A 12,751-nucleotide genomic window follows, 5' to 3' on the forward strand; every position below is an offset into this window, starting at 1 on the left:
AAGGTATTCTGGAAAGGAAGGATTAGCTGGCAGAAACCGTCAGGGTCAGAGTATCTGTGTAGCTGTCCGGTTGCACCGTCTTCGCCTGTAGCTCATTGGTAACTACCCACATTTTGGTATTCTCAGCGCCATCACCACAGACCAGTAAATCTTCCTCGTTGCCGCCTTCCAGGCCTGAGGCTGGTTCATTGCCTTGTTCTGGCCCCCATATTGTATTGGCTCCGTTGTGGTTACTCACTGAACTGTTAGCGACGTAAACATTGTAATCAACGGTATCGGTGTTGCCGTTAGCGGCGGTTAATTGGAACGATTGATTTTCGCTTTCAACATCCATGATGTACTTCGGGTCGGCTTTATTGGTAAACACACAGAACTGAACTTCTGATGTCAGTATATCCGTGGAGGTGCCGTCAAACACCATATTGATATCATCCAGACCCGTGATTTTTACCAGGGGGTTGGTTGTCAGGGTGATATTCACCTTACCTTCTGACGTTGCTCCAAGAGCACCATCGGTTGCGGCATAAGACATCGATGCCTGCATAACACCCAGAACCACCGCACCGGTCATCAGGGTACGAACCACTTTCTTGAATATCGATTTTGTCAAAACAGCTCCGAGTAGTTAACTTCAGTGAATCTGCCTGGCCTTATCAGGGCAACAGGACGATTGCATAAGGAAAAAAACACCTGAATTTAATTGTTACTGATTAATCTAATGTGTTGAAAATAGAGATAGTCACTTTCAAATGTCAGAATAAGGAGTGAGTAGCTCTATGTTTTTGATATACGGCAGTACGTGTGTTTGCTTGATGCAATCGCCCTGAACAAGGCGGACGTCTACCTTACAGAAATAAAAAAACAAGAAAACCAGCAATTACCGACAATTTTTGATCAGGAAATACGCGAATACCGCGTCATCATGTGGACTTTATATAGTAAGCACTGATCAATCCGCGCACTTGTGCCTGACAGGTTATTCACTGTACGTATTCAACTTGTTAGATATCGGACAATGGTCTACTTTTTAGGCAGATCTCCCCCCCTCTTGCTGAAGACGACGAACTGAAATTAATTTCGTTTGCTTTGCCTTTTGATTAATGACACGGGATACGCTCCTGTGTTCTATCCATGAAAAAATCAGGGGTAAGAGATCCTCAACGACCGGCTTTCTATTTCGAGATGACTCATGATATGAACCGTGTATTGACAATACGTATGACCTGCCTGTTGTTGTTGTTGTTATTACTGATGGTGGTACTGAGTTTGTCCACCGTCAGTGCCTATGGTCTCTCGAAAGATCAGCCAACCACTGGACTTCAGGGCTTTCTGGTCACCAGTAAAGATGGCCGCGAAGTGATTGAAGCGGTTACCGGAGAGGGTCAGTCCCAGGCCACCGCTGACCAGTTACCAAAGACCGTACCCGGCAGCACTCTGGAATATCGGGTCACCTTTACCAACCCCACGAAAAAATCATTGTCCGGAGCCAACATTCAAGCGGTGATTCCGGAGGGAACCCGCTATCTGGAAAAATCCGCTACGTCTAAAACTGCCGGCAAGCTGGAGTACAGCATTGACGGAGGTCGTAGCTGGGGGCAGGCACCCATCAAACGAATGCGCAAGAATAAGGAGGGGCAATCGGTTCTGGCCGTGGTTCCAGCCTCTGAATACACCCATTTGCGCTGGCAGCCCGGGATGATCAAATCCGGAACCATGCATGTCTTTAAATACCGGGTGCAGGTGAATTAATCGCCGCATCAATGGTTTTTCTTCTCTTGTTTTTTCTGTAACGAACTTATCCGTCTTTGCACAGCTAAACCGTTAAGAGGTTGGAAACGTCGTGTACCCATCAATGAAACACTATTCTAACGCTTTTTGGGGCATTGCCCTGCTGGTGATCGGCATGCTTTGGCTGACGACAGCCCTGGCACTGGCGCCGGCGGGTTATGAAATCAAGAACAAGGCAACGGTCACCTATCAGGACAGTCTGGGCAACGAATATACGGCCTTGTCCAATGAAGCCGTGGTCACCGTTGCGGAGGTTTACAGCGCACTGCTGGAACATGACCAGACCATCGCGTCAGCGCCGGGGCAAACGGTGTATTTCTCTCACCAGCTGACCAACAACGGCAATACCGACGACCGTTTTACCCTGTGGGCAGGCAAGTCTCCCAGTGCCAGTGCCAATGACCTGAGTGATGTGAAAATCTATCTGGACATCAATGGCGATGGTCAGCCCTCCAGTGGTGAACCGGAAATTTTCGGTTCGGAGGAAGTGCCGGTCGCTTCAGGTAAAAGCGTCAGTCTGATAGTGGCTGCGTCGGTATCAGCCAGTATCAGCAGCGATACGCTATCGCTGGCATTGATAGCGACGGCCGCTGGTCGGCCAGCGTCATCGGCCACTGCCGATGGCCTGCTGGAAAATATCGATACGATTACCATCACTGACGGTGCGGTACTGCAGGTCAGCAAACAGGTAATCAGGCATACGCCGGGCAGCTCTACCATTGACGGAGAGGTTACTTACCGGCTGCAGATTAAAAACAATGGGGCGGATCTCGACAGTGGTGGTATTTACGACTTTTTCCCGAAATTTATTGACCTGACCGCGTTGAATACAAACCCAACCACCGATGCTCGGTTGGGCAATATAGAAATCAAGGATGCCGCGAAACTTCAGGCGGAGTTGCCTTCGGGTGTTCTATTGATTCCGGAGAACAACCATGCGAGCGGGCTATATGTTGCCATCACCGGGCTGAAAAGTGGTGCCAGTGCTTCTCTGGAGTTCAGTGTGCCCTACAGTGCTGTCGAAAAATCGCTTCATTTGTTTGAGGCCGGTACCTTGATGAAAGACAAAGCCTGGGTCGGGTATGGCAGCAGGGACCAAGACAGGATCTGGGAACTGGTCAGCGAAAGTAATCTCACCGAAGTCACGCTTCCACAACTGTATGGAGTCAGCGCAAAAAATCATGACAACACCAGTCATGAGGAAATGGTGGCCAGCGCCTCTGCGGGTGGTGTTGCCGAATTTATCAACCTCATTACCAACATTGGTAATGGACAGGATATTTTCAATCTGGAGGTCACTAATACCAGTTTTCCCAAAGGGACCGACTTTACCTTGTGGGATGAAACCGGAACGATCCCCCTGTCTGATACGAATGTGGATGGTAAGGACGATACTGGCCTGTTGAAAAGTCTGTTGAAACCCGGTCATCAGATCAAAATCATGGTCAGGGCCAGTCTGCCCGCCGACGCCACTCCCGTAGCAGGCCCCTATAAAGCCGTTCTGACGGCCGTATCGGTGACTGATGCCAGCTTTACGGACAGCGTGACTGAAATACTGGGTAAGATAACGTCGGCCAATGTCGATCTGGCCAACTTTGCGGCCACTACCGACCGTATTGTGTTTGACGGAGAAGTCACTAAGATCACCGACTTTTTCCAGGATAAGGCCAGTGAAGATTTTGACCCGGTGAGCCAGGTCAGCTCTGTGCTGACCCGTAAGGCAGGTGAGGCGGCGGAGTTTGGTCTCTATATTGCTAATCGGTCCGAGGTTTCCGACAGTTTCGGCCTGAGCTTTGACGTGAGTACCGCCGCTTCTATCAAGGACACCAACACACAGTGGCAGGTGACCTGGCGCCATGACGGTATTTACGATAAAAAAGGCAATGAACTTGCCGCCGCCACCGGTGCAGTGATCACCAGTACGCCCCTGCTGCCGGCAGAGACCGTGATGAAAGTCATTGCCACCCTGGAACTGTCGGGCGCCCCGTGGGGCATGCCCGCTGGTGATTATGATGTCAGGTTTACGGCCTCCGCCCGTGGCAGCGGCAACACCAACAGCACCCTCGACAAGCTGATATTGACCAGTGAGTATGTGCTGGCCTTTACCCCCGATTCCGAAGGGCAGGTAGAAGCCGGAAGCTTTATTGAGTACCAGCACACCCTGACTAACAACGGCAATATCGCGCTTAATGTGGCTATTCTCCCACCGGCGGACTTTACGCTTCCGTCAGGCTGGAGCTATAGCGTGAAAAAAGCGGATGGAACGCCAATCAATACGGAGGACTCGGTCGCCGGTTATTCGACCATGGCTCCCGGCGCAGAAGAAAAAGTGACGGTCAGGATTACCGCGGAAGCCACACTGCCTCCGGGTTCCGAGTTTGTCCTGACCCTGGAAGCCAGAGGAATGGACGTTAGTACTGGAAAAATAATGACTACGGCGGCAATAACCGATACAACCCGGGTGCTCAGCCCGTCTGAAGCACGGATTACATCGAATAAAACCGTTGCTACGGTAGATGAATCTACGGGAGTGTACGGCGCTTTCGAGGAAGTGTTGTCGACCAGGGTTGCACCGGGCAAACGGGTGGTCTGGAAAGTCATTGCTACCAATACCTCGGTAGGTGTGGCTGAAAATGTGATCATTTATGAGAACGCGCCAGCATTCACTCAATTGGCCACAGGCACTGCTATTGCGGGCAATCCGAAAATCAATGGTACTGATGCAGACCCCAAACAGGTGAAGGTTGATGGTAATAAAATCACCTTCTACGTAGGCGACGGTGCTGACAATGCCCTCACTGAAAAACCGGGCGGTAACCTGGGCGCTGGTGTCTCCGTTGAAACGACCTTCGAGGTGGTGATTGAATGATCCGTGGTGTCTCTGTCCGGGGTTAATCTCTGGACAGAGACAGCGGTAACCACTGGTTTGCTGGCAGTCAATCCTCCGCCGGCAGATATCAACAAAGAACAGCAGAAGCCATGCCGGATGAAGTTGTAGATTCCGGCAGCGGTGAATCAACGTGAACCGTCCACAGGCAGTATGACTAAAAACGTTCTCTGCTTTTTCCATTGTCACTTCATTGCCATTCTGGTCATGTCTCTGCTGCTGGCGGCAGCCTGTCCGGTGAATGCCATGACGGCGGCAGACACGGTGATCCGTGCTCAGTCCGAGGTCAGCTTTTTTGACCCGGAGTTCGGAGAGAGCGTTACTATCCAGTCCAATATCGCATCGTTTCGGGTGGCGGCAGTGGCAGCGGTGCGCCTTGAAGAGGATCAGAGCCAGCAGGCCAGCCCCGGGGAACAGGTGATTTTTATTCATCGACTGACCCAGTTGGGTAACAGCCGGGATCGTTTCCAGCTGACTCTGGACGCTGCGGGGCTGGATCGAACGGCGATCTTTATCTACGAGGGGGTGCTGCCATCACCGGAAGCTGTGCCGGTGACCGCAACCCCTGAACTGGAAGCCGGTGCGGCCATTGAGCTGGTGGTGGTGGCTACCGTGCCGGTCACTGGTCAGTCCGGAGACCGGTTTATTCTGACATTGTCCGCAGTCTCTGAACTGGACAATCAGATGCAGGCCAGCAATCAAGACCAGGTAACTCTGGCCGCTCTGGCGGTGCGCCTCCTGAAAACGGTGGACAAAGCCGCCGCTTTACCGGGAGATGAACTCAACTATCATCTCGACCTGCAGAATACCGGGGATATGTTATTGCCACCCCGGCAGGTAAGGGTGGACGGCGAGGACTGGCTGGGCGTACTGCTGGAAGATCCTATTCAGCCCTATACCTGGCTGCATCCTGTCATCGCCCCGACGGCAGCACCGGATCAGGCCGCCGTCGTGGTGCACACCCTGGCCGGGGAGTGGCTTCGATATGAGCACTGGAACCATCGGGAGACCCTGACCCGGATTGGCCTGTTCTTGCCCCGGGAGGATTTTGCTCCGGGTCACTCCGCCCGTTTGACCTTTACCACGGTGATTTCCAACGATATCAGGAAGGATACGCTGATTGTTAACCAGGCCGAGATGCCTTTCACTAACAGCGGTTATGGGCCTGGGCTGGTCAGTAATGAGGTCGTGACCCGGATAACCGAACCGGCTGAGATTGGCGAGGATCCTTTACTCTATTTTGTCCGGCCGGAATACCTGGGCCAACCACCGGCTTTCCGCGATGCCTTTGTCCCCACCGGCCTCTATTTTCTGGACGCTGCCAACCGGGATACCCGGGAGGATGTGTATCTGGAAGTACACGGCGGGAATTTTCCCGACTCAGCGGAGAAAGTGGACACCCTGGAGGTGACCGTCACCTCCGGCAGCGGTGACAGCATCCGGGTATTGTTGCAGGAAACCGGAGTGAATACCCGACTGTTTCGCAGTCATGCACCACTGCATCTGACTGATCAGGAGAGTGGCGGTGATCGTCTGTGCCGGTCGGACAGCCCGGCACCTGATTTCAGTCAGCCGGGGTCAGACTGCCAGTTACGGACTGGCATCAATGACCATCTTCGGGTGGAAGTGACCGACCCGGTCACCCTGAAGAACTATCACAGTACTGCCAGTGTCAGCCCCATCGGTACGATATTCAGTTCTGATACGTTCAAACCCCTGGGTGGAGTCTGGATTAATTTTACCGATCTGCTGGGTCACATCGCTGTCAGTCCGGAGACAGGAAAGCCGTTGGCTGTACAGCAGACCGACAGTGATGGCCAGTTTAGATTTCCGAGGTTGCCTGACGGACGATTTTTTATCCGGGTGATACCGCGTGGGGATTATGCATTTCCCTCACACGTACCACCGGACAAACTGCTCGAAAAACACGTCACCGACGCCTCCTATGGTGAGAATGGGGTTCCCGGTGAGATCTGGAAAGAGGGGGAGAGAGGAGGGGTCAATCTCAAGGGTTCTTTTATCGTGGACCCGTTTCTGCCACTGGATTCGTTTGATATTCCCCTGGACCCCAGATTGCAGGTCAACTCGCTGGTGTTGACCAAAACCGTCCTGCAACCGGAGGTGGCGCCGGGTGAGGTGGTCGCTTATGAGCTGACAGTGAAAAATAATTCTGATCTGAAACTGTATAACCTGCAGGTGGAGGACACATTGCCCTTTGGTTTCAAATATCTCAGCGGCAGTGTGCGAATTGATGGAGAGCGGGCACCGGATCCAGCCGGCGCTCCCGGACGACAGCTTACTTTCAGTATTCAAAATATCCTGGTGGACCTGAAAGAACACGCGGAGCTGACTATCCGCTATGTGCTGCGGGCCGGTGCTGGCGCTGTGGATGGTGATGGAGTTAACCGGGCTCGGGCCCGGGCTCGTCAAGGCTTTGCCGGGCAGTCCATCGACTCCGCAGAAGCCCGGGCCCAGGTGCGGGTAAAAATGACCGGCGTGTTATCGGACAGGGCCATTCTGTTCGGCAAGGTTTACGTGGATAGCAACGGTGATGGTATACAAAGCCCGGGCGAGTGGCCCATTGGTGGTGTGCGGATCTATATGGAGGATGGTACCTGGGCGATCACCGATGAAAACGGCCAGTACAGCCTGATGGGCATTCGGCCGGGTAATCATGTACTGCGAGTGGACCCCATTACCCTGCCGGAAGGGCTGGTGTTAACCCCGCTGGACAACCGGAATGCAGCGGATGGCGGCAGCCGTTTTGCCGATATTGCCCCCGGGGAAATGCACCGGGGAGATTTTGCCGCACGATGTCCCGTCTGTGGCACTGCTGATATTGACCGGATTTTCAACCAGATCAAGGCGCGAAACCAGGGCATCAATAGCGACTGGCTATTGGATGATGCGACCCGGTTTCATCGGACGAAACCGCTGGCACAGGCGGATAACACCGGTGATCTTTCCCACGGCGTTATTCTGGGCCCCCGGGAAAGTCCGGTTGCGAAGGATAAAGTGACCGCACAAACGCCTGATCCGGGCAATAGCGAGGGATCGTCAACCCCGGGTGCCTCGCCAATATCAGCCATGCCCATTACCAGTGAGGTGATCACCACAGTCACCGGACAACAGGCGGAAGCCGGTACCTGGCTCTGGCCTGCGGGGACTCAAGCGGATGGCCGCTTTATGGCAGTGGTGCGCGGGGGCGTGAACCCCATTCTTTACCTCAATGGCAAGCCAGTGAGCGCGGATCGTCTGGGTGAACAACTGATCAACCAGCGGGAACAGGCCCAGGTGCTGGCCTGGTATGGCATCCCCCTTGAGGAAGGGATTAATGAGTTATCCATCCGGGCCAGCGATGCCTTTGGCAACGAGCGGATTCTGGCCAGCGGCCAGTTTACCCATGCCGGGACAGCAGCCAGCATCAACCTGACACCAGCAGCAGAAATGCTTCCGGCAGATGAAGGCAGAAGTGCGTTACCGGTGCGCATAGCACTTCTGGATAAACAGGGCCAGCCAGCCCGTGGCGTGTATTTTGTCACTCTGGAAAGCAGTGCAGGACACTGGCAGGAAGCGGATATCCAGGATCTTCAACCCGGTCACCAGGTCCGGATTGACCAGGGTGAGATAACGGTCCACTTACGCTCAGGCATGCCCCCCGGGCCGGTAACCCTGAGGGCATCAACGGGCGAGTTGCGAGGGGAAGCAGAGATTACCCAGACGGCAGCTCCCCGGCCGCTGTTTGCCGTGGGTATGGTGGAGATGAACGCCGGGCACGGCCGCATCAGCAGTCCGGTGCCGGATCTTGACGAGATTCAGGAGGGCTATTCGGACCATAGCCGAAGTGCGGTGTTTATCAAAGGTGAGGTGGCCAGAGACACGCAGCTGACCCTGGCTTATGACAGCCACAAAAAAGAAGATGCGGAACTGTTTCGGGAGGTAGACCCTTATGACTATTACCCCATCACCGGCGACGCCAGCCAGCAGGGTTATGATGCCCAGAGTCGCGGCAAGTTCTACGGCAAGCTGGAAAAAGACCGTCACAGCCTGCTCTGGGGAGATTATCAGACCGACAGCAACGGCTCTGATAACAATCTGGCCCGTATTCAGCGCAACCTGAATGGTCTCAATGGTATTTATGACAATGGCACCACCCGGTTTGAAGGGTTTGCGGCGCGTCCGGACAATAAGCACCTGATCGAAATCATCCTGCCCGATGGTACCGCCATGAATTACCGGTTGGATAAGCACCCGGTGGTTCGTCACAGCGAAACGGTGATTCTGGAGACCCTGGGCCGGGATAATCCAGGACTGGTGCTGCAGTCGGTCACCCTCAGCCGGATACTGGATTACATTCTGGACGATGACAGTGGTTATCTGCGTTTCAGCCAGCCCATCCTGCGCTACGACGAACAGGGTAACCCGCAGCAGATCCGGGTTAATTATGATGTGGAGGGTGATGGCAAGGAATATACCCTGGCGGGTATCCGGTTTATCCGGAAACTGGGAGACAGCTTTCGACTGGGGCTCAGTTACACCCATGATGACCATCAGGACAACGGCAGTGATATCAGTGGCGGCTGGCTGGAATACCAACCTTCTGAGCGCACATCAGTGGCGCTGTCCGGTGCTTATATGACCGGACAAATGACTGATACCGGCTCTACCGGGATTACTGATCGTCATGGGAGCGCCCTGAGAATCAAGGCCAGACACCGCTGGCGCAATGACGCCAGAACGGAGCTGACCTGGGCCAGGGCCGATCAGGATTTCAACAACAGCGGCAGTGGGATCTCGGCCGGCCGGGAGGAAACCCGTCTGCAACACAAACACCCTCTGGGCGAGGGACTTAACCTTCGGGCAGAGGCCGATCTGAGTCGATCTCTGGAAAGCAGCGGTACCTCCCAAGGGGACAGTCTGGGGGCTTATCTGGATCACCGGCTCACCCATGGCTGGCAGCTGAGTGCTGGCAGCCGTTACATTCGTCAGCGCAGTGATGCGGACCAGACAAACTATATGACCGGGCTGGCTGGGGTAGAAAAGCGTTTTCAGCTGCTATCAAAAGATGCATCGGTAAAAGCAGAATATGAACACGCTTTTGACAATAATCGCTGGCGTACCGAAGTGGTCAGCGACTGGAAAGTGCACGACAAAGTTGGTTTATATGGCCGGTTTGAGCGGGACGACCGGCTCAGCCCGGTGGCCAGTGGCACCGACCGGAACCAGTTTTCCCTGGGGGTGAAAAGTGACTGGCTGGCCAATACCAGCACGTACTCTGAATACCGCATGAGAGGCGCCAGTAACGGTGATAGCCTGGAATGGGTGAATGGTGCCGATACCCGGCTGGAAATTACTAAAGGGCTGGCCATCAGCCCCAGTGTTGAATGGGTGAATACGGTCAGTGGTGACAATGGCAATGATGGTCTGGCGTTGTCCATGGGCCTCCAGGACAAACGGGGCAGTCGCCAGCGGGTCAATGGCCGGGTCGAGTATCGTCACGGTAAACGACAGGATTACTATGGTCTGGATGGGGCAGTGGCCCGGCGGCTCAGTGTTGCCTGGAGTGGTCTGCTGCGGGAGGAATTCCGCCAGGAATCCCCCGCTGACCGGCAGCAGCGCCGAACCCGCAGACAGGCCCTGACCCTGGGGCTGGCCCGTCGGCCGAAGCAGGATAATCACCTGCATGGGTTATATCTCTACCAGTGGAAAGAAGAGGATGGCGCGTCATCAGAAGATAACCGCCGGGTGCACCTGCTCTCCACTCACCAGAACTGGCAGATCAGTCCGGATCAGATACTGTCTGGCCGACTCGGTGGCAAGTGGGTGCAGCAATCGCTGGATCAGTCTGATTACCAGAGCCGGACCGGCCTTGCTGATGCCCGGTGGACGCTCGATCTCAATCATCGCTGGGATCTGGATCTTCGCGGGGGGCTGCTGGCAGTGGAGGGTTTTGACAGCCGCCGCTGGTCTGTGGGGGTTGGCCTTTACTATCTGGTCGAGCGTAATCTCAGGATTGGTGCCTGGTATAACCGGATTGGCTTCTCGGATAAAGACCTGGATGCCCAGGGGTATAACGCAGAAGGCATCCACCTCAGCCTGCAATTCAAATTTGACGAATCCCTGTTTAACTGGTTTCACTTATGATCCTTAAGACCGCTGCCCGCTACCCGCTGCCCGCTGCCCGTAAAAGCACAAGTGAATCTGGCTTTTACGGGTGGTGCTCGTTGAAATTGTGGCTTTCCTTGATTCCGACCCGTTGCCCGCAAAAGCGCAAGCGGGCCCTGCTCAGGAATAGTCCCTTAATAAATTCCCGACTTATGACTCGATATCCGTTCACCCTGAGCGGAGTCGAAGGCTGTTTGATACGTTCCATGGAACCGGAGTTGCCCTCGGTCCCACAGTCCTCCGTGGGAATGCATACCACCCCCGTCAACAGGCACGGAGTCAGTCTGAAGTATCGGTATGCATTCCCACGCTGGAGAGGGTGTCGCAAATGGGCAAATTAATACGTAACCGCCTTCGACGTTGTCGCAAAAGGTCACCTGCAGGTCGGTTCCCCATTCAGGGGAGCCGACCAGTGAGTTCGACGGTAACTCCAGACCTCAACAGGTGCCTGGCGGATGGGGTACGAGTCGGCTCGCAAGCGAACCGACCTGCCTGGTTTAAGACCGCTGCCCGCGGGCAACGTTCATTAAAATGGTTTCTGTTACTGATGGTTGCTCAGGCCCTGACCGGCTGTGTCAGCTCCGAAACACTCTACGCCCGCTATGATCAGCCATTGTGCCCGGAGCAGGTGGTGATGCTCCCGCCAATACCCGAGCACCCACAGCAATGGCACTGGTCAGTGTTTTTTGCCTATAACCGCAGTGATTTGAGCCCGGAGCAAATAGCCCGACTGGAGAGTAACCTGCAGTGGCTGAATCACCACCCCGATCACCGGGTGCTGGTCAGGGGCTTTACCGACAGTATCGGTTCTCAGTCGTTCAATTTACCCTTGTCGCGGCGCAGGGCCTCAGCAGTGACGGACGGGCTGATGCAACAGGGGCTGGCCAGAGATCGTATCGAACAGATGTGGGCAGGAAAACGGTTACTTCCGGGAGCGAGCAGGCCCGCAGATCATGACGAGCCACTGAACCGCCGGGTTGAACTGTTGCCCATTGACCTCAAGGGGCAGCCGCTGCCACCGGGGCAGTCGGTACTCCAGCCTGCCCCCCCAACGGATAGCAGGAAAACACAGGCTGGTTTGCCCTTAGATTCGGGGGTAGTGTCGCCGCTATGAATTACCCCATAACATCGCTGCAGATTTTCCAGATCAGGCTCTGGCTGGTAGTGGCTGTGTTATCGTCACTGCCAGCCATCGTTTTTTCGGCGACGCCACCCGGCACCCTGATCCATACCCAGGCCAACGCCAGTTTTCTTGATGGGGCCGGTGGTCAGGCGTATGTCTCATCCAATGAGGTTATCACCCAGGTGCAGCCGGTGACCGGAGCCCGGCTAACCACTGAGCAGCACCTCTGGGGATCGTTGGGAGAAACGCTGGTGTTCCCTCACCTGCTGACTAACTCTGGCAATATTCCCGCAGACTATCTTCTGGACAGCCAGGCTTCTCCATATGTTAAAACCACGCTGTATATCGACCGGGACCATTCCGGCCAGACGAATGATGATAATAAAGTGAAGGGGCCGGTCAGCCTGTTACCAGGGGAGAGCCTTAACCTGCTGATTGAAGCGAAGGTACCGGATATTGATTACACCGATGTCATCCTGTCTGCCAGGGTGGATCGGCTAGAATGCCCGGCCAGCGCAGGTAAACTGTCAGCCTCGGGTCGTTGTCAGGCTCAGGTGATCAACCAGATGAGCCGAAGCCTGGGCGTGGTCTATAACGTCACTAAATCCATGGACAGGGATACCGCCTATGTGGGAGATAATGTTGAAATAACCATGTCGTTCATGCGGGTGGACAAACGCAGTTACGACAGCAAAGTGACATTGATGGACCGCCTGCCCGGGGAGTTGCGCTACATCAAGGGTTCAAGCCTGTTATGCAGTTACAAACAGTTCAACTGCAACGCTTTT

Annotated in this window: 4 protein-coding genes and 2 pseudogenes; 5 read left to right on the forward strand and 1 reads right to left on the reverse strand. The window is 54.6% G+C overall.

What is annotated here, in order from left to right:
• Window positions 1–22: 22 nt before the first annotated feature.
• Window positions 23–610: a hypothetical protein gene (locus RM811_RS06680; protein WP_402522117.1), complete on the reverse strand. Its 588-nt coding sequence runs from the start codon at window positions 608–610 to the stop codon at window positions 23–25.
• A gap of 584 nt (window positions 611–1,194) precedes the next feature.
• On the opposite strand from RM811_RS06680, the gene RM811_RS06685 reads away from it, so the two are divergent.
• From RM811_RS06685 to RM811_RS06705, 5 genes and pseudogenes are all read left to right on the forward strand, one after another.
• Window positions 1,195–1,749 (forward strand): hypothetical protein, encoded by a 555-nt coding sequence (locus tag RM811_RS06685; RefSeq protein WP_402522120.1) that lies wholly within the window; start codon window positions 1,195–1,197, stop codon window positions 1,747–1,749.
• A gap of 103 nt (window positions 1,750–1,852) precedes the next feature.
• Entirely contained in the window at window positions 1,853–4,657 is a 2,805-nt protein-coding gene (locus RM811_RS06690) for a hypothetical protein (RefSeq protein WP_402522121.1), read from the forward strand.
• 1,155 nt (window positions 4,658–5,812) lie between these two features.
• Window positions 5,813–7,399, forward strand: a pseudogene (locus tag RM811_RS06695) (hypothetical protein); the annotation flags it as partial.
• Between the two features lie 3,853 nt (window positions 7,400–11,252).
• Entirely contained in the window at window positions 11,253–11,954 is a 702-nt protein-coding gene (locus RM811_RS06700) for an OmpA family protein (RefSeq protein ID WP_402522123.1), read from the forward strand.
• A pseudogene (locus RM811_RS06705) lies at window positions 11,951–12,751 on the forward strand (hypothetical protein); the annotation flags it as partial. The gene RM811_RS06700 and the pseudogene RM811_RS06705, both read left to right, overlap by 4 nt.

The sequence above is a fragment of the Endozoicomonas sp. genome, assembly GCF_031844845.1.
In the GTDB taxonomy this organism is placed as follows: Bacteria; Pseudomonadota; Gammaproteobacteria; order Pseudomonadales; family Endozoicomonadaceae; genus Endozoicomonas.